General features: G+C 38.0%; 18 protein-coding genes. 12 read left to right on the top strand and 6 right to left on the bottom strand.

What is annotated here, in order from left to right; translation table 11 throughout:
• Positions 1-27: 27 nt before the first annotated feature.
• From G3I01_RS03565 to panC, 3 genes are read right to left on the bottom strand one after another with little or no spacing between them, the layout of a single operon-like run.
• Positions 28-993, bottom strand: coding sequence for a lysylphosphatidylglycerol synthase transmembrane domain-containing protein (locus G3I01_RS03565; RefSeq protein ID WP_219551127.1), 966 nt, complete (start codon positions 991-993; stop codon positions 28-30).
• A gap of 7 nt (positions 994-1000) precedes the next feature.
• Positions 1001-1351, bottom strand: coding sequence for an aspartate 1-decarboxylase (panD, locus tag G3I01_RS03560; RefSeq protein WP_108170678.1), 351 nt, complete (start codon positions 1349-1351; stop codon positions 1001-1003).
• A 7-nt stretch (positions 1352-1358) separates the two neighbouring features.
• A complete protein-coding gene (gene panC / locus G3I01_RS03555; RefSeq protein WP_219551125.1) occupies positions 1359-2210 on the bottom strand; it encodes a pantoate--beta-alanine ligase in 852 nt (283 codons plus the stop codon).
• A 110-nt stretch (positions 2211-2320) separates the two neighbouring features.
• Between panC and G3I01_RS03550 the strand changes: the two genes are divergently transcribed.
• From G3I01_RS03550 to G3I01_RS03530, 5 genes are all read left to right on the top strand, one after another.
• Positions 2321-3133 (top strand): glycogen/starch synthase, encoded by an 813-nt coding sequence (locus tag G3I01_RS03550; protein ID WP_219551123.1) that lies wholly within the window; start codon positions 2321-2323, stop codon positions 3131-3133.
• Between the two features lie 16 nt (positions 3134-3149).
• Entirely contained in the window at positions 3150-4739 is a 1590-nt protein-coding gene (locus G3I01_RS03545; protein ID WP_219551121.1) for a DUF4270 domain-containing protein, read from the top strand.
• Between the two features lie 5 nt (positions 4740-4744).
• On the top strand, positions 4745-6592 hold the full coding sequence (gene glmS / locus G3I01_RS03540) for a glutamine--fructose-6-phosphate transaminase (isomerizing) (protein WP_219551119.1): 1848 nt from the start codon (positions 4745-4747) through the stop codon (positions 6590-6592).
• Between the two features lie 252 nt (positions 6593-6844).
• Positions 6845-8356 carry a F0F1 ATP synthase subunit beta gene (gene atpD, locus G3I01_RS03535; RefSeq protein ID WP_219551117.1) on the top strand — a complete coding sequence of 504 codons (1512 nt, stop codon included), beginning with the start codon at positions 6845-6847 and terminating at the stop codon, positions 8354-8356.
• 79 nt (positions 8357-8435) lie between these two features.
• On the top strand, positions 8436-8732 hold the full coding sequence (locus G3I01_RS03530) for a F0F1 ATP synthase subunit epsilon (protein ID WP_219551115.1): 297 nt from the start codon (positions 8436-8438) through the stop codon (positions 8730-8732).
• A gap of 59 nt (positions 8733-8791) precedes the next feature.
• On the opposite strand, the gene G3I01_RS03525 is transcribed toward G3I01_RS03530, so the two are convergent.
• Positions 8792-10564, bottom strand: a complete 1773-nt coding sequence (locus G3I01_RS03525; protein WP_219551113.1) for a PDZ domain-containing protein — start codon at positions 10562-10564, stop codon at positions 8792-8794.
• 62 nt (positions 10565-10626) lie between these two features.
• Complete coding sequence (locus G3I01_RS03520; protein ID WP_219551111.1) at positions 10627-10830, bottom strand: helix-turn-helix transcriptional regulator; 204 nt, start codon at positions 10828-10830, stop codon at positions 10627-10629.
• Positions 10831-11701: 871 nt separating this feature from the next.
• Here G3I01_RS03520 and G3I01_RS03510 point away from each other — a divergent pair.
• From G3I01_RS03510 to mnhG, 7 genes are read left to right on the top strand one after another with little or no spacing between them, the layout of a single operon-like run.
• Positions 11702-14056: a putative monovalent cation/H+ antiporter subunit A gene (locus tag G3I01_RS03510; RefSeq protein ID WP_219551107.1), complete on the top strand. Its 2355-nt coding sequence runs from the start codon at positions 11702-11704 to the stop codon at positions 14054-14056.
• A 3-nt stretch (positions 14057-14059) separates the two neighbouring features.
• Positions 14060-14476, top strand: a complete 417-nt coding sequence (locus G3I01_RS03505; RefSeq protein ID WP_219551105.1) for a Na+/H+ antiporter subunit B — start codon at positions 14060-14062, stop codon at positions 14474-14476.
• A gap of 1 nt (position 14477) precedes the next feature.
• Positions 14478-14831, top strand: coding sequence for a Na+/H+ antiporter subunit C (locus G3I01_RS03500; RefSeq protein ID WP_219551103.1), 354 nt, complete (start codon positions 14478-14480; stop codon positions 14829-14831).
• Positions 14828-16342, top strand: coding sequence for a proton-conducting transporter membrane subunit (locus G3I01_RS03495; RefSeq protein WP_219551101.1), 1515 nt, complete (start codon positions 14828-14830; stop codon positions 16340-16342). The genes G3I01_RS03500 and G3I01_RS03495 overlap by 4 nt, the downstream gene beginning before the upstream one ends.
• A gap of 6 nt (positions 16343-16348) precedes the next feature.
• Positions 16349-16825 (top strand): Na+/H+ antiporter subunit E, encoded by a 477-nt coding sequence (locus tag G3I01_RS03490; protein ID WP_219551099.1) that lies wholly within the window; start codon positions 16349-16351, stop codon positions 16823-16825.
• The gene (locus tag G3I01_RS03485; RefSeq protein WP_219551097.1) at positions 16822-17094 is read left to right on the top strand and encodes a cation:proton antiporter; all 273 of its coding nucleotides are present in this window, start codon (positions 16822-16824) and stop codon (positions 17092-17094) included. The genes G3I01_RS03490 and G3I01_RS03485 overlap by 4 nt, the downstream gene beginning before the upstream one ends.
• Entirely contained in the window at positions 17091-17495 is a 405-nt protein-coding gene (mnhG, locus tag G3I01_RS03480) for a monovalent cation/H(+) antiporter subunit G (RefSeq protein WP_219551095.1), read from the top strand. Before G3I01_RS03485 ends, mnhG begins: the two co-directional genes overlap by 4 nt.
• Before the next feature lie 2 nt (positions 17496-17497).
• Here mnhG and G3I01_RS03475 read toward each other — a convergent pair whose 3' ends face one another.
• Positions 17498-17962 carry an MgtC/SapB family protein gene (locus G3I01_RS03475; RefSeq protein WP_219551093.1) on the bottom strand — a complete coding sequence of 155 codons (465 nt, stop codon included), beginning with the start codon at positions 17960-17962 and terminating at the stop codon, positions 17498-17500.
• Positions 17963-17970 lie beyond the last annotated feature (8 nt).

Here is a 17970-nt window from a genome sequence, read left to right as displayed (position 1 = left end):
ATTGATTTCGGACCTACAATATAATTATTATTTCCTATTGTTTAAAAGTGGTAGTAAAATAAAGGATAATCCTCCAAATATAAGGACTACAGCGGTTTGCGTGGCCCAAGAGATCCATCCAAAGGCTTCGGCGGCATGCTCCTGAACGCCAAAAAACATCAAAACACCACCCACTGCCAGCGGATAAACGCCTATTCCTCCATTAGTTGCAGAGACAGCGAAAGAGCCAACCACAAATGCAGCCATAATAATACCAACTGGAGTATTCGATGTTTCAGGAATACTAAGCTGGATCACAAAGAACATTAGCAAGTATAGAGTCCAGATGAAGGCTGTATGAAAGATGAAGGCCCATTTCTGTTTCATTTTCAGGATGCTTTTCATGCCTTCCAAAAGGCCTTTAGCCAAGGTTCTTATTTTTTGAAATGGCAGCCATTTAGACCGGCGTACAATATTAAGGCCCAAGATAATGATCCCAACCAGTCCCAGGAAAATCAAGAAGGTATTAAAAGGATCTATGTTTTGATCCTGTAAATATGCCAGCAGGTCATCGGTCTGGAAAATTAAAGCGACTCCCACTATCAACATGAGGATAAGTAGATCTGCCACTCTTTCAGAAATTATAGTCCCAAATCCTTTCTCGAAAGGAACATCTTCATAGGTGGTAAGGGTAACTGCTCTAAGCACTTCTCCAGATCTCGGAATCCCGAAATTAGCCAGATATGCAGCCATTACAGCCATAAACCTATTAGATTGGGAGGACTTATATCCCATTGGTTCCAGCATGTATTTCCACCTATAAGCCCGGGAAAAATGGGAAATAGTACCTAAAAGAAAGGAGACTATAATCCAGAACTTATTCGCATCTAAAATGCTCTGCCATAATTGTTGACGCTCCTGCGCAGTAGAACTATTCAGAGAATACCAGATCAAAAAAATCCCCAAAAATAAGGGGATACTGATCTTTAGTATTCTAATGAGCTTTTTGTTCAAAAGGGATCTACTTCAAAAGATTGGTTTCTTCGTCTGGAAATACGAGGGATGGCTTGAAGTTTCTGGCTTCTTCCATATCCATGATTCCGTAAGAAATAATTATTAGGATATCACCTTTAGCTACTTTTCTAGCTGCAGCACCGTTCAAAGTGATCTCTCCGGTATTACGAGGACCCGGAATAACATAGGTTTCCAGACGTTCACCGTTATTATTGTTTACGATCTGTACCTTTTCTCCTTCAATAATATTGGCCGCCTCCATCAGGTCTTCGTCAATTGTAATACTTCCAATATAGTTTAAATCGGCACCGGTTACTTTTACTCGGTGGATCTTAGATTTTACTACGTGAATCTGCATTTTTAATTTAATTGTTCAGAGCGATATTATCGATTAGCCTAATCTCATCTGCATAAACTGCAATAAAAGCCCTGTAATTATTTCCTTTTTCTTTTTCAGTAATTTTTTTCAATGTTTTGGAATCGGCGATCTCGAAATATTCCAATTCCAGGTATGGGTGATCCTTAAATCTATTTTCTACCCATTTTGAAATGTAATCTGCACTTTCTGTGCCAAATAGCTTTTCAACTTCTTTGAGGGTTTCATAAATAAATGCCGCTTCTTTTCGATTTTGGCTACTTAGACGTTCATTTCTTGAAGACCTTGCAAGTCCGGAATCTTCTCTAAGAATAGGGCAACCGACGATCTCCACCGGTAATCCGGTCTTCTCTGTAAGTTTTCGCACTATTTGTAACTGCTGAAAATCTTTTTCGCCAAAGAACGCCTTGTCTGGAGTTATTATTTCGAATAGTCGTTTTACAACGGTTCCTACTCCGTCAAAATGGCCGTTTCTGAACTTTCCTTCCATTACAGATTCCAGTCCTTCAAAATCAAAACTTTCTGAAAGTACCTGCTCTCCATAAAGCTCGTTTGCAGTGGGCGTAAAAACCCAGATATCACCTGGTTCGGTTTTTAAAAGATCAAGATCTTTTTCAAGGTTACGTGGGTATTTCTCCAGATCTTCAGGATTATTGAATTGGGTAGGATTCACAAATATGCTAACCACTACCTGGTCTGAATCTTTAAGGGCATTACTTACAAGAGAAAGGTGACCCTCATGAAGTGCGCCCATGGTTGGAACGAGTCCAACGCTTTTTCCTTCAGATTTTATCTTCTGAATGGCCTGTATAAGTGGTTCTTTCTCCCTAAAAATCTGCATTTTGTTATAAAATTAACAGCGTGCAAACTTAATATTTCTCTGGCAATCTGCATAAATTTTTGTAATTTTGCGTGTTTTTTATTCGGAAACGTAACTAAAGCAAAGAATTTATGAAAGATAAGAGAGTGTTATACGTCTCGTCTGAAGTTATACCCTACTTACCTGAAACCGACATCTCATCAACCTCTTTTGAAGCCGCTAAAATGGTGAACAACCTTGGTGGGCAGATTAGGATTTTTATGCCAAGATTCGGTAATATCAATGAAAGAAGGCATCAATTACATGAGGTAATCAGGCTTTCCGGGATGAATTTAGTCATCAATGATCTGGATATGCCTTTGATCATAAAAGTGGCTTCTATTCCTAAGGAAAGAATGCAGGTCTATTTTATTGATAATGAGGATTATTTTAAAAGAAAGGCAACTTTAACAGATGAAGATGGTAATCTCTTTTCAGATAATGATGAAAGAGCAATTTTCTTTGCCAAAGGAGTTATAGAAACAGTGAAAAAACTTAACTGGTCTCCAGATATTATTCATGTTCATGGATGGTTGTCTTCCTTGTTGCCTCTTTATTTGAGGAATTATTATGGGAATGAGCCATTGTTCAGAGATTCAAAAATTGTTACCTCGGTTTACAATCAAAGTTTTGATGGAACGTTAGATGAGGAGTTACGTGATAAGATATTGTTCGACGGTCTGGAGAATGCGAATGTAAAGCATCTAAAAACTCCAAATTTTGTCAATCTTTTAAAGACAGCCGTAGACAATTCTGATGCCGTGGTTATGGGAGGTGATAATGTTCCTGAAGAATTGAAGACTTACGTTGATAAACTTAATAAACCAGTTCTTCCATATACTGAAAAGGAAAACTTCTCACACGCCTATCAGGAGTTTTATGACACTAAAGTATTGTCTGAATAGTAAGTAAAAGTATTAAATGAAATTAAACAAATTGTTCCAAACGACGGCCATCCTGGCTGTTGTTTTCGCTTTTGTAGGATGCGATGATGAGTTTTCTACCATTGGAGGAGAGATTATTACAAATCCATCTAATGTAGAGATAAGAGAGGTTGAAGTGAATGCCTATTCTCAAAAGGTCAATTCTATACAAACCAATAATTTATCAAACCATATTTTAGGAGTTTATAATCATCCTTCATACGGTGAGAAAACAGCCAGTCTGGTTTCTCAATTATCCCTTTCTTTAGAAAATCCAGATTTTGGCGATAATGTAGAACTAGATAGTGTAGTCATGACTATTCCATATTTTTCTACTGAAATCGACGGAACTGAAGAGGATGAGATTCTTTATGAGTTGGATTCACTCTATGGTGATGAATCTTTTAAACTTTCTATCTATGAAACTTCTTACTTCCTAAATGATCTGGATCCAGATGTTGATTTTGAACAACGCCAGGCGTATTATTCAGATCAGCAGGATCTTTTAGAGCAGAATATAGTGGGAGAACCGCTACTGGTAGAGGAGAATTTCAAGCCCTCTAAGGTTTCTTTCACTACCTACGAGGTTGATGCGGTAGGAGAAAATGATACAGTTGTTAATACCCCGGCTTTAAGACTGAAGCTTCCTAATAATTATTTTAAGGATAAAATCATTGATAAGGAAGGATCTACAGATTTGTTGAATAACGGCAATTTCAGGAATTACCTTAGAAACTTTTTGATCAAGGCAGAACCTAATGGTTCTGGTGGTAGCCAGATAATGCTGGATTTTTCAACTCAAAGTACCCCGCCAAGGATTAGTATTTACTATAAAAGAGATTCTGAAGAAGAGGTTGAAGATGGTCAAGAACCGGAAAAGGTAAGAGATAGTTATGTTCTTTACTTAAGCGGAAATCGATTCAATACTTTTGAAGGTGAATTTCCAGAAAATATCACACAGGCTATTAGTTCTCAATCTCAGGAAACAGGAGCTGAAAATCTATATGTAAATGCCCAGGAGGGAAGTATGGCGGTAATCGAGCTTTTTCCTGATGAGGCGGTTCTAGATGATATCAGAAATGAAGAATTGCTCGTGAATGAGGCAGATCTAACGTTCTATGTGAATAATGACCTGATGAGTGAAGGGGGAGAGCCGAGACGTCTTTATTTATATGACCTGGATAATAATACCATATTAGGTGATTATGCTATTGATCTTAGTTTTAATCCAGCTAATCCCGACGCTTCTTTAACTAATTTTTCTGAAGTGGTTGCAGAGGATGAAAACGGAAAATACTACAATATCAGGGTAACCAATCATTTGAGTGGCATTATTAATGATGAAAGGGATAATGTAAAATTAGGTTTAGTGATTGTACCAAATATCAACTCCGTTGTTGCGAGGGATTCTCAAGGAAGTATTCTTGGCCCGATTATGTCTGCTACCAGAGGTTTGCCAGATCCGATCGATCAGATTCCAACTGTTAATTCCCTGACGCCTACAGGAACCATTTTGCATGGCAACCTATCTAATGACGAGGATAAAAGATTGAAATTGAAAATTTACTACACCAACTATAATAATTAGAATATATGTGTGGAATTGTTGGGTATATAGGACACAGGGAGGCATATCCTATTGTTCTTAAAGGACTACAAAGATTAGAGTACCGAGGTTATGATAGTGCAGGAATTGCGCTTTATGACGGGAATGAATTGAAAATGAGTAAGACGAAGGGGAAGGTCGCCGACCTGAAAGCTCGTCTGGAAAGTGAGATCTCTACCAGTGGGACCGTTGGAATTGGTCATACAAGATGGGCTACCCACGGGGAGCCAAATGACGTGAATTCACATCCTCATTATTCTAATTCTGGAGACCTTGTAATTATCCATAATGGGATTATTGAGAATTACGATGCTCTTAAGAAAGAGTTGAAAAAGAGGGGTTACACCTTTAAAAGTGATACAGATACCGAGGTTTTGGTAAACCTTATTGAAGATGTCATTCTAAAGGAAGATGTCAAGCTTGGGAAAGCAGTGCAAATTGCCTTAAACCAGACGGTTGGAGCATATGCTATTGCTGTATTTAATAAAACAAAACCAGATGAGATAGTAGTGGCGAGACTTGGTTCCCCTTTAGCTATTGGAGTGGGTGATGATGAATTCTTTGTGGCTTCAGATGCATCTCCTTTTATTGAATTCACAAATAACGCGATCTATCTTGAAGATGGTGAGATGGCTGTTATCAGAAGGCATAAAGATGTTAAGATAAGAAAGATCAAAGACGACTCCTTAGTCGATCCATATATTCAGGAGCTACAGTTGAATCTTGAGCAGATCGAAAAAGGGGGTTATGAGCATTTCATGCTTAAAGAAATACATGAACAGCCAAGCGCTATAAGTGATACCTATAGAGGTAGAATGCTGGTAGACCAGGGCTTGATTAGAATGGCTGGGGTAGATGATAATATGGAGCGTATTGCCAATGCAAAACGTATCATTATCGTAGCCTGTGGAACTTCATGGCATGCCGGACTTGTTGCGGAATATATTTTTGAAGATATAGCGAGAATACCTGTAGAGGTTGAGTACGCTTCAGAATTCAGGTATAGAAATCCGGTGATCACAGAGAATGATGTGGTTATTGCGATCTCTCAAAGTGGAGAAACGGCAGATACCATGGCCGCCATTAAACTTGCAAAGGAAAAAGGTGCTTTCGCCTTTGGAGTATGTAACGTGGTTGGTTCTTCGATTTCAAGAGAAACTCATGCAGGTGCTTACACACATGCTGGACCTGAAATTGGAGTTGCTTCTACAAAAGCTTTTACTACACAGATTACAGTTCTTACTTTAATGGCGCTTAAGCTAGGAAAGTTCAAAGGGAGTATTTCTCATACAGATTTCCAATTCCATTTACAGGAGCTGGAAAGAATTCCGGAAAAGATTAAAATAGCGCTTGAGTCTGATAAATTGATACAGGAAGTAGCTTTTAAATATAAAGATGCTCCTAACTGTTTATATCTTGGTCGTGGTTATAATTTCCCGGTAGCGCTGGAAGGTGCTTTAAAACTTAAGGAAATTTCTTATATCCATGCTGAAGGATATCCTGCAGCAGAAATGAAGCATGGACCTATCGCTTTGATCGATGAGCTTATGCCGGTGGTAGTAATTGCCACTAAAAAGGGTCATTATGAAAAGGTAGTAAGTAATATCCAGGAGATTAAATCCAGAAAAGGAAAGATCATAGCAATAGTAACTGAAGGTGATGAAGAAGTTAGAGAACTTGCAGATCACGTGATCGAAGTTCCGGAAACAATCGAGTCTTTAACTCCATTGTTAACAACAATACCGTTACAGTTGCTTTCATATCATATTGCAGTAATGTTAGGTAAGAACGTAGATCAGCCACGAAACCTGGCGAAATCTGTTACCGTAGAATAAAATTTAGCTAAATAATTATAAAAACCCTCCTGAAAATTATCAGGAGGGTTTTTTATTTTGGAGGAATTGATGCTTTTAAATCAGGTTTTTAGCTGTTTTGCCAAGTATTGAAAACTTCTCAAAATTTCAATATGATTTTTGCCAGAAAAATTTATCTTTGCAGCCTGAAAATGACCCGTTTCTTTATTATGGTTTTTTAAATCAGGGAAATAGGTTTAGAATTTTACTATTAAAAATTAAAGAATTAGATAAATGTCTAAAGTCACAGGTAAAGTTGCCCAGATTATTGGCCCTGTAGTTGACGTTGTGTTCGACTCAGAAAATGCTGAACTGCCAAAGATCTACGATTCTTTGGAAATTACCAGAAAGGATGGTTCTATTTTAGTTCTTGAGGTGCAGTCTCACATTGGTGAACAAACCGTAAGAACTGTATCCATGGATTCAACTGATGGTTTAAGCCGTGGGGTTGAAGTTGTAAATACCGGAAATCCTATTCAAATGCCAGTTGGTAAAGATGTTTACGGACGTCTTTTCAACGTAATTGGAGATGCGATTGATGGTCTAGGGAACTTGCCAAAAGCTGGTAAAGATGGACTTCCAATTCACCGTGAAGCTCCTAAATTTGAAGACTTATCTGTGTCTACTGAAGTTCTGTTCACAGGAATTAAAGTAATCGATCTTGTAGAACCTTATTCAAAAGGTGGTAAGATTGGTCTTTTTGGAGGTGCAGGAGTTGGTAAGACGGTACTTATCCAGGAATTGATTAACAACATCGCCAAAGGTCACGGTGGACTTTCTGTATTTGCAGGAGTTGGTGAACGTACTCGTGAAGGAAATGACCTTCTTAGAGAAATGTTGGAATCTGGAATTATAAAATATGGTGACGATTTCATGCACTCTATGGAAAATGGAGGATGGGATCTTAAGAAAGTGGATAAAGAAGTTATGAAGGAGTCTAAAGCTACCTTCGTATTCGGACAGATGAACGAACCTCCTGGAGCTCGTGCTCGTGTGGCTCTTTCTGGTCTTACAATTGCAGAATTCTTCCGTGATGGAGCTGGAGAAGGTCAAGGGAAAGACGTTCTTTTCTTCGTAGATAACATTTTCCGTTTTACTCAGGCAGGTTCAGAGGTGTCTGCACTTCTAGGACGTATGCCTTCTGCGGTAGGTTACCAGCCTACACTTGCAACCGAAATGGGTGCGATGCAGGAACGTATTACTTCTACTAAAAATGGGTCTATTACATCTGTACAGGCGGTTTATGTACCTGCGGATGACCTTACTGACCCGGCGCCAGCGACAACTTTCGCTCACCTTGATGCAACAACAGTACTTTCCCGTAAGATTGCTGAGTTAGGTATTTATCCTGCGGTGGATCCATTGGATTCTACTTCAAGGATCCTTACTCCAGACATCTTAGGAAATGAGCATTATGATTGTGCACAAAGAGTAAAAGAGTTATTACAGAGATATAAGGAACTTCAGGATATTATTGCCATTCTTGGTATGGAAGAACTTTCTGAAGAAGATAAACTTGCCGTATCACGTGCAAGACGTGTTCAGCGTTTCCTTTCTCAGCCATTCCACGTAGCAGAGCAGTTTACTGGTCTAAAAGGAGTGCTTGTAGATATTAAAGATACTATCAAAGGTTTCAACATGATCATGGATGGTGAGTTAGATCACCTACCGGAAGCTGCCTTCAACCTTAAGGGGACAATTGAAGAAGCTATCGAAGCCGGAGAGAAAATGCTTGCTGAATCATAAAATTAGTACAGAGTATTGAGTAGTTCGATCGAGAGATTTAATTGCTCAATATTCAATACTCAATACTAAATAAAATAGAATGTATTTAGAGATAGTAACTCCAGAAGCTGTAGTATTTAGAGCGCAGGTTGATGCGGTAAAAGTACCGGGACACGATGGTGAATTTCAAATGTTGAATAATCACGCTCCTATTGTTTCTACTCTTACTGAAGGTGAGGTTAAGATCAATCTTACTTCGGGAAGTCAGAATGAAGTGAAAAGAAAGGATCAATCAGGATTTAGAACTGAAGGTTCAGAACCTAATATTGTATACTACACAATTAAAGGAGGAGTTCTTGAAATGAAAGATAATAAAGCGATCGTTTTAGCTGATTAACTTTCAGAACATATCATATAAAAAAAGGCCTTTCAATCGAAAGGCCTTTTTTATTACTCTTATTTTGGAGCCAACCATTTCTCCCTTTTCTTCATTGCTTCTTTCGAAGCATTTGGGTCAATTTTGATCGTATAAGTAGGATCAGATTTTAACTTAACATCAACCGTTTTTTCTTCTCCGAATCTTTTAAAGCTGACTTTGACAGAATCAGACTTTGAGTTTTGGATCTGTTTATTAAACTCTTCAGAAGATGTAACAGGTGTTCCATTCAATGAAATTATCACATCTCCGGAATCCAGGCCAGCAGCATAAGCAGGACTTCCTTTGAAAGTATTCCGGTAGATCTTTAGTCCGTCATCGGTTTTTGTTAGATCTGCACCAAAATGTAATTTATCAGAATCTCTGGTTAGTGTGATGCCAACTGTTTTAAATAACTCTGTGTAATCTGGCATTTGACTATTGTAAATATGCTTGTTGAAAAATTCTGAGGCGAATTTCTCTCCGGCATATTCCTTTAAAGTCTTCTCAATATCTTCAATCTTATAGGCTACTTCTGTTTTTCCATATTTCTCCCACATTAACTTCATGAAATCATCCAAGTTCAGTTCTTCCTGTCTTAGTGATAGATCTAATGCCAGGCCTAAAGTACTTCCGTAGCTGTAATAAGAAACAAAGGTGTTTTCCCGGTTAGTTGGGTCAACTGAAGTCGCGGCGTCTACAAAAGGTGCCTGATAGCTCATTTCAACCGGGTTAAAATATTCAAGCGCTGGAGAGTTCCAAACGTAGTTAAAAGTGCCTGAAATGCCTTCTATATATTCCTGTGGTGTATTTACTTCAGCTCTGCAAAGCATTAAACCTGTATAATAACTTGTAAAACCTTCTGCAAACCATAAAGATCCCGTCATATTCGCTTCGGTGAAATCGAAAGGCACCAGTTCGTCAGGTCTTAATCTTTCAACATTCCATGCATGAAAAAATTCATGTGCTACCGTTCCAATATTTCCCTTCATTCCACCATCAGATAGACTTTCGGTGTCTGTAAGGACTGTGCTGTTCCTGTGTTCCATCCCGTCGCCGGAAACGTTCGGCATATAACAGGCTAAAAATGTATATTTTCCATAATCGAATTCAGGCAATTCGTTGTAAACAGCTTTTTCCTGTTTTACAATTCTTTTTACCTGGTCAAAATATTCTGCAAATTCATCCTCGGTGCCATTATGGTGTAAAGCAAAACGAATTTCTTCTCCATCTAGATCGAATGACTTCATATCGAAATCACTGATCTCTGTTGGACTATCCATAAAATAATAAAGATCTGGAGCAGAATAGGTGGTTCCAGATTCCTCTTTTAATTGAGTGGCAACTTTCCAGTTAAGGTCTTCGCGAACATCAAAATTTACCGTTATGGGCCTATGTTCAAATTCTTTGGCATACATAAAAGTTGCCGGGATATTTAAATGCGCGTGTGTTTCATCGATCTGTGAATAGGTGCCGTCTCCGCGATCGGCAAAAAGAATATATTCGATATTCACCGTCCCGTCATGATTGCTGACTTCCCAGGAATATGGGTCTGCTCGTTTAACATCTATCATCTCACCCTGACTGTTCGTGGCTTTGAATCCGTAGACATTTTTTATGAACTCGTGCAGGGCATATCTGCCTGGAGATGTCCTGCTCATTCTAATAGTGATTTTGTTAGTTTTTACTTCTGGAAAACTGATATTAATCTTTGCTTCGTGATGCTCAGCATTTTCGAAAGAAATATTATAGGTGTTTGTTTGGGCATTTCCCAGGAAACATAAAAAGAGTAGGGCTAAAAAGATTTTATTCATGGTCAAAATTTGAGATTGCTCTAAAGTAAAAATTTTATAGGACTGAAACTTATAAGATTTTATTAAGGTTGATATTCCAGGATATCTCCCGGTTGACAATTCAGCGCGTTGCAAATAGCGTCAAGGGTAGAAAAACGCACAGCCTTTGCTTTTCCGGTTTTTAAAATAGAGAGATTAGCCGTAGTGATGCCTATAATATCTGCAAGCTCATTGCTTTTCATGCCTTTTTCTTCTAGAATCCTGTCGAGATTGATTATTATCGGCATTGTTAAACTGTTAGTTCGTTTTCATTCTTCAGGTTATTACCTTCCTTAAAAATTTCTGAAAGAATAAAAGCAAATAGAGCAAATAATAATGGGGTTAGGTATATCGAAATGGAGGCTCTGGAAAAGTCTCCAATTTTCCAGTAGTTAAAAATTGATAAGAGGAAAATAAGTAAACAGTATTTTCCGATTTTTTTAAAGGCAATTACATTCGTTTGATGAAATGTACTTAATTTTTTTACCGACCTAATGATTTCACCAAATTGATGGATTATTAAATAAAATAATAAAAATACTAGCATATATTTAAGATAACTAAAATATAGCGACCCGTTTTTCCAGTTAGAAAGACTCTTTCCTACTGGTTTAAAATCTTTCATTTTAATATTGGAGTCCAAATGATAGGTGATAAAGGATGAATTTCGCCCTAGGCTATATTCCAGGTTTTTATCTGAATTTGAACTTATTGCTAGTCGGTCTTGCTTAAATTCGAAATCCCAGTTTTCATATGCACTTCGGTTAAACTGGATATGAATTAAAAATAACGTTATCAATATCAAACCTAGGGCAATTAAAGCTTTTAAAAAATAGCATATCGAGTTGGCAATATTGAGAAGTAAATTCTTATTCATTGTTAATAAATTATCGTTTAACAATAACAAACATATAATTAATTATTGAATAACGATAATTTAATTTTTACAAGTTTTATAATATCTCTACTGAATTAAGATTTTAGAAGATGGATTGAATGTGAGATTACTAAATGTTTATAGAACATTTAATAGCTAAAGGTTTGAGGGATTAACTGTTTACTAGAAACTATTTCTTCAATAATAACTATTATATTTGCGGGAAACAGATTTTAATAAGTATGCTTACCGCAATTCTTACAGGTTTTCTATTCTCCATTTTCCTCGTTTTTACGGGGAGATTTTTTAAAGGTAAGCTTTCAATTCTAGCGTCTTTAATACCACTGGGGTTATTTGTTTACTTTTTCAAGTATATCCCTGCGATTACTAATGGGGAAGTGATCATGAGGTCTTATGAGTGGATTCCTTCTTTTAATGTAAATCTTGGTTTTAAACTCGATGGGCTTTCCCTGCTATTTTCCTTAATGATCACGGGGATTGGTTTCCTTGTTTTTGCATATACGTCATCATACCTTAAGGGCCACGAGTATCTGGATAGGTTCTATGGTTATTTGGCATCTTTCATGGGTGCAATGCTTGGTCTGGTGCTTTCAGATAATATGATCACCTTATTCGTATTCTGGGAACTTACCAGTATAAGTTCTTTCTTCCTTATTGGATTTAATAATACGAATCCTGCATCAAGGAAATCAGCAATGACTGCTTTAGGAATCACCGGGATAGGTGGTTTGTTTTTGCTGGCCGGGGCACTGCTTTTGAATAATATGACCGGTACTTATAGCATTTCTGAAATGCTGACAATGAGTGAAGCGATAAGGTCAAACGAATTTTATTTCGTTGCCGTACTTTTCCTTTTTGGCGCAGCATTTACCAAATCGGCTCAGTTTCCATTCCATTTCTGGTTGCCAGGAGCAATGAAAGCTCCAACACCAGTGTCTACTTACCTGCATTCTGCAACTATGGTAAAGGCAGGAGTTTATTTGTTAATGCGATTTACTCCGGTATTAGGAGGGGAAAATATCTGGAATACCACCTTAGTAATCGTTGGAGGTATTACTATGCTATATTCTGCTGTACATACAATATTCAGGACAGATCTTAAAGGGATTCTAGCCTATTCCACGATCTCGGCTTTAGGGATACTGGTATTTTTAATTGGTCTGGGAACCCAGGAGGCCTTTCTTGCAGCGGCAGTATTTATTATTGTCCATGCCTTATATAAAGCAACTCTGTTCCTGGTTACAGGAATTATAGATCATCAAACTCATACAAGAGATGTAACCCGATTATCAGGGTTGAACAAAATTATGTTACCGGTAGGGATTGCTGGTATCTTAGCTGCAATTTCCAGTGCGGGTATTCCACCAACTATTGGGTTTGTTGGAAAGGAACTTACATATGAGGCTACATTTCATTCCGAAACACTGATGGTATTCCTAATTATAGGGATTGTGATCACTAAGATTTTGCTGCTGTATGCAGGATTTGTAGCGGGAATAAAGCCTTTTACCGGAAAATTGCCGGAAGCCCTTGAAAAAACGAAAAAACCGGGACCTATCCTTTGGATTCCTCCATTATTGCTGGCAATATTGGGAATTGTTTTTGGAGTAGCACCATTTATTATTGAGTCATCTTTAGTGAAACCTGTCGTGGAAGCTATGGGAGCAGATGCTTCGGAAATCCACCTTGCCCTGTGGCATGGATTTAATATGGTCTTCATCTTAAGTTTAATTACTATTGGTGTGGGAACTGCGCTCTATTTTATTATTAAACCTTCCGCAAAACTTGAACAGGGAATAGCGAGACTGGACTTTATTGCTCCCGAAAATATTTTAGAAAAATTCAATGCTCTGTTCGTTGGCTTTTCTAATTTCTGGACCAATTTCTTTCAGAATGGTTATTTAAGGAATTATATATCTATCATTATTCTATTTCTTGTTGTTTTAGTTGGATATATAATGATTGGAAATACCAGTTTTGCAATAGATTATAACTCATTGTCAAAAATTACGGTTTATGAGATCACCACTACGCTCATTTTAATTGCCGGAATATTTTATACGGTTTTCACAGATTCCAGACTTGCGGCAGTTGCAGCCATGGGCGTTGTAGGTCTTTCTATTTGTTTGATATTCGTTTTCTATAGCGCGCCAGATTTGGCCATGACCCAATTCTCTATAGATACCCTTACGGTGATACTTTTTGTACTGGTATTATATAAATTACCGAAGTATTTAAAACTTTCAGATTATAAGACCAGGGTAAGAGATGGGATTCTTTCTTCGATCTTTGGTTTGATTATTACTACTTTGGCTTTGCAGGTTTTGGCAGAACCGGTAAGTAAAGAGGTTGGGAACTATTATGCAGCTAATTCCTATCTGGAAGCTCACGGTAAGAACGTGGTTAATGTGATACTGGTCGACTTCAGGGGAGCTGATACCATGATAGAGATATCTGTGCTGTCTATAGCGGCAGTCGGAGTTTTCGGCTTAATGAAACTGAGGCTTAAAATGAAGGATAGAAGGCGCTATGCAGATACAAGCCTGAATGCCGAAAATGAGAATAAGAAAAAATAGATCATGCGAACTACTATAATTTTAAAAACAGCTTCTAACTACCTTTTACCGGTATTGTTGGTGTTTTCTATTTTTATTTTGCTTCGCGGGCATTATCTGCCTGGAGGAGGTTTCGTTGGAGGTTTGATTGCTTCGATCGCATTCATTTTGCATTCCTTCGCCAACGGATTAAATAAAACTAAAGAGCTGTTGATCATGCATCCGGGATTTTTACTCCCAATAGGATTAGCGATATCATTTTTGAGTGGATTGGCACCGGTTATATTTTATGACCTGCCATTCATGACCGGTTTATGGTCACATGATGAAATTGCTATTTTGGGGAGTGTGGGATCAGCATTATTTTTTGATATAGGGGTTTATCTCGTGGTGAACGGTGTAACTCTAACCATAATATTTACAATTTCAGAATCGGCCTAATATGGAGATCCTTTTAGCATTAATGGTGGGAATTTTATATGGAACGGGCATCTACATGATGCTTCGCCGAAGTATGGTAAAACTCATCATTGGAATTATTTTGCTTGGGAATGGTGCCAACCTTCTTATCTTCCTTCTGGGAAGAATTACTAAAGGTGCGCCCCCAATTATTCAGGGTGATGCAAAGGTTTTTGTAGAAGCTTTTGCAGACCCGGTTCCGCAGGCCCTGATACTTACAGCAATCGTTATTAGTTTTGGACTTCAGTCTTTCGCCATTGTGCTTGTAAAAAGAGCGCATACGGTGGTGAGGACAGATGATCTTGACGAAATGAACGCAACCGACGAAGATTCATGAATGAACAATTAATTTTATATCCTTTATTTCTTCAGATGGCCATCAGTATCATTCTGATGTTTGGCTGGGCACGAATTCGATTTCAGAAGGTATTTAGTGTATTTGGTAGCGTTGTTAGTTTAGCGCTGGCAATATGGCTTTTCACCTACATCTGGAATAATGGAACTCAAACCATTCAGGCCGGAAACTGGGAGGCACCTTTCGGGATTACCTTTGTAGCCGATATGCTCTCGGTAACACTAGTTTTATTGACTGCAATTTCAGGCCTCGCCGTTTCTATTTTTTCGGGTGCTTCCGTATTAAGAGATAGATTAAGATTCGGTTATTTTCCCATATTTCACTTTTTATTGCTTGGGTTGAATGGGGCATTTTTAACCGGGGATATTTTCAACTTATATGTCTGGTTTGAGATCATTATTATCAGTTCGTTCGTATTGATCACCATTGGAGGTGAAAAGGCTCAGCTTGAAGGTGCGGTAAAGTACTTTACGCTGAATATCCTGGCATCGATGATATTTCTTACGGCCATCGCGGTTTTATATGGAATCACCGGAAGCCTTAACATGGCAGATCTTGCCGGGCAGATCGCCGAAGTAGAGAATAGGGGACTGGTACAGATAACAGCCTTATTATTCCTGATTGGTTTCGGAATCAAGGCCGGGGTGTTTCCACTTTATTTCTGGTTACCGGCATCTTATCATACGCCCCCGTTTGCGGTATCAGCTATATTTGGAGGATTATTGACCAAGGTTGGGGTATATGCCCTGATACGCGTTTTTACCCTAATCTTTGTAGACGATCCTTTCCTGAACAACATTATCATGATCATAGCCATCCTTACCCTTGTTAGTGGTGGAATTGGAGCACTGGTACAAAATAATATGAGAAAGGTTTTCTCCTATCTTATCATATGTCATATTGGTTATATGATCGCCGGTTTGGGAATGTTCACAGAAATTGCTATTGCTGGAGCGATATTTTACCTTATTCATGACATTATTGTAAAGACAAATCTTTTCATGCTTAGCGGAGTGGTATACCGAATTAAGGGAACTAATAGCATGCGTGATCTTGGAGGTATCTATGCAAAATGGCCTAAAATAAGCCTGTTGTTATTTATACCTTTATTCTCTTTAGTGGGTATTCCGCCGTTATCGGGGTTCTGGCCAAAAATAAATCTTATTAAAGCAGGTTTCACTAACGGATCTTATATTACTGTAGGAGCTATTATTTTTGCCAGCTTTATAACGCTAGTCATTATAGCCAAAATGTGGGCCGAAGTTTTCTGGAAAGAGGATAAGGAATTACCGCTGAGAAGTAATTTTGGATATTTTTCAAAAATGACAAATGCTAAAAGGATGCAATTCATTGTACCTGTTGCTTTTTTGAGTATTGTATCTTTGTATATTGGATTTGGTGCAGAACATATTCAGGAACTTTCAGCCAGGATTGCAGATGAACTGGTGAATAGTCAGGGATATATAGATGCGGTATTAAAATCGAAGAATTAAGGAAAGATGAAGAATAAATTTCTGTCGAACATATTACTGACTTTTGTCTGGGTAGCCCTGACCGGAGATTTTTCATTTGAAAATTATCTTTTCGGATTCTTCCTGAATTTTCATATACTATGGTTGATCACTATTGGCCGTAACCGGAGCAAATATTTTCTTATAGTTCCCAAAGTGCTTTTGCTTCTCGTGTTCTTTCTTTATGAGCTAATAAAAGCGAATATTGAAGTAGCCTATGAGGTGATCACGCCAAAGCTTAATATGACTCCCGGGATCATCATGGTTCCTTTAGATGTGAAATCTGATATCGGGATCACGGTGCTGGCGAATATGATCTCACTTACACCTGGAACATTGAGCCTGGATGTGTCGAATGATAAAAAGGTGTTATTCGTACATGCTATGTATATTAAGGATAAAGAGAAGTTCATAAGAGGCATAAAGGATGGGTTTGAACGCAGAATTTTGGAGGTATTGTCATGACGTTATTTGAATATTTACATTATATAATTTTACCGGTGCTGGTAGTTTCAGCAGTACTTATCCTTTGGAGATTTATTAAAGGACCAAGTATCGCAGATAAGATTGTTTCTTTAGACCTCCTTATTACAACCGGGATTGGTGTGATTGCTGTTTATAGTGTAATTTATAACCAGTCAACCTTGATGGATACTGCCCTTATATTGGCGCTTATTGCATTTCTAAGTACTGTTGCTTTGTCTTATTATCTGGAAAAAAGGAAAAGAAAATGATAGATATAATTATAGGAGCATTAGCGACATTTGGAGCACTTTTCGTGCTTTTTGCCGCCATTGGGCTCGTAAGAATGCCAGATACATATTTGAGAATTTCTGTAACCACAAAAGCGGCAACGCTGGGTGTAGGTCTTGTGCTCATGTCTACTACTGTTTATTTTAGCAATGCAGATGTCACTTCACAGGCATTTGTGATCATATTGTTCTTACTCCTAACTGCACCAGTTAGTGCTCATCTTATTGGGAGAGCTTCCTATTTTATTGGGGTTAAACTTTGGGATAAATCTGTAATGGACGAATTACGCGGTAAATATCAAAAGAATACGCATATCTTAAAAAGTATTGTAGACGATACACCTGAGGATAACGTAGATCATACTAAAATGGATGATAAATAGATCTAATCTGAATCCTCATTTTTAAATCCGCTTTTTCTTTCTTCCTTTTTCTTCTGTTTGATCATTTTGTGTTCAATATAGCCAAAGACGAGATTAATAATTAGAATTATTGCGCTTACTATACCTAATTCGGTATACATTCCAAAACCAGCCAGGCAGCCGGTAGCAGCACTACACCATACGGTCGCGGCAGTGGTAAGACCTTTGACCTTTCGGCCTTTTTCTAAAATAGTACCGGCTCCAATGAATCCAATTCCCACGACGATCTGTCCAAGTACACGAGTGATATCTACATATTTTTCACCTTGAAATTCCACCGACATTAAAATAAAGATGCAGGCACCCAGAGATACCAGGGCATTGGTTTTTAAGCCTGCTTCTTTTCCCTGGATCTCTCTTTCAAGTCCAATGATCAATCCGGCAATAGTAGCTAGGCTTACTCTTAGTGCAAATAATGTCCAGTCCATATTTTCTA

This window comes from Gramella sp. MT6, assembly GCF_019357415.1.
Taxonomy (GTDB): Bacteria; Bacteroidota; Bacteroidia; order Flavobacteriales; family Flavobacteriaceae; genus Christiangramia.
Note: the sequence above shows the minus strand (reverse complement) of the source record. Positions and strands in the feature narration are given on the sequence as shown.

What these genes read in the sequence shown, in the direction of transcription:
- G3I01_RS03475 (WP_219551093.1), bottom strand. Translation starts at nt 17,962, where the DNA reads ATGGACTGGACATTATTTGCACTAAGAGTAAGCCTAGCTACTATTGCC.
- G3I01_RS03545 (WP_219551121.1), top strand. Translation starts at nt 3,150, where the DNA reads ATGAAATTAAACAAATTGTTCCAAACGACGGCCATCCTGGCTGTTGTT.
- G3I01_RS03530 (WP_219551115.1), top strand. Translation starts at nt 8,436, where the DNA reads ATGTATTTAGAGATAGTAACTCCAGAAGCTGTAGTATTTAGAGCGCAG.
- G3I01_RS03490 (WP_219551099.1), top strand. Translation starts at nt 16,349, where the DNA reads ATGAAGAATAAATTTCTGTCGAACATATTACTGACTTTTGTCTGGGTA.
- mnhG (WP_219551095.1), top strand. Translation starts at nt 17,091, where the DNA reads ATGATAGATATAATTATAGGAGCATTAGCGACATTTGGAGCACTTTTC.
- G3I01_RS03495 (WP_219551101.1), top strand. Translation starts at nt 14,828, where the DNA reads ATGAATGAACAATTAATTTTATATCCTTTATTTCTTCAGATGGCCATC.
- G3I01_RS03505 (WP_219551105.1), top strand. Translation starts at nt 14,060, where the DNA reads ATGCGAACTACTATAATTTTAAAAACAGCTTCTAACTACCTTTTACCG.
- atpD (WP_219551117.1), top strand. Translation starts at nt 6,845, where the DNA reads ATGTCTAAAGTCACAGGTAAAGTTGCCCAGATTATTGGCCCTGTAGTT.
- G3I01_RS03485 (WP_219551097.1), top strand. Translation starts at nt 16,822, where the DNA reads ATGACGTTATTTGAATATTTACATTATATAATTTTACCGGTGCTGGTA.
- panD (WP_108170678.1), bottom strand. Translation starts at nt 1,351, where the DNA reads ATGCAGATTCACGTAGTAAAATCTAAGATCCACCGAGTAAAAGTAACC.
- G3I01_RS03500 (WP_219551103.1), top strand. Translation starts at nt 14,478, where the DNA reads ATGGAGATCCTTTTAGCATTAATGGTGGGAATTTTATATGGAACGGGC.
- G3I01_RS03550 (WP_219551123.1), top strand. Translation starts at nt 2,321, where the DNA reads ATGAAAGATAAGAGAGTGTTATACGTCTCGTCTGAAGTTATACCCTAC.
- glmS (WP_219551119.1), top strand. Translation starts at nt 4,745, where the DNA reads ATGTGTGGAATTGTTGGGTATATAGGACACAGGGAGGCATATCCTATT.
- panC (WP_219551125.1), bottom strand. Translation starts at nt 2,210, where the DNA reads ATGCAGATTTTTAGGGAGAAAGAACCACTTATACAGGCCATTCAGAAG.
- G3I01_RS03510 (WP_219551107.1), top strand. Translation starts at nt 11,702, where the DNA reads ATGCTTACCGCAATTCTTACAGGTTTTCTATTCTCCATTTTCCTCGTT.
- G3I01_RS03520 (WP_219551111.1), bottom strand. Translation starts at nt 10,830, where the DNA reads ATGCCGATAATAATCAATCTCGACAGGATTCTAGAAGAAAAAGGCATG.
- G3I01_RS03525 (WP_219551113.1), bottom strand. Translation starts at nt 10,564, where the DNA reads ATGAATAAAATCTTTTTAGCCCTACTCTTTTTATGTTTCCTGGGAAAT.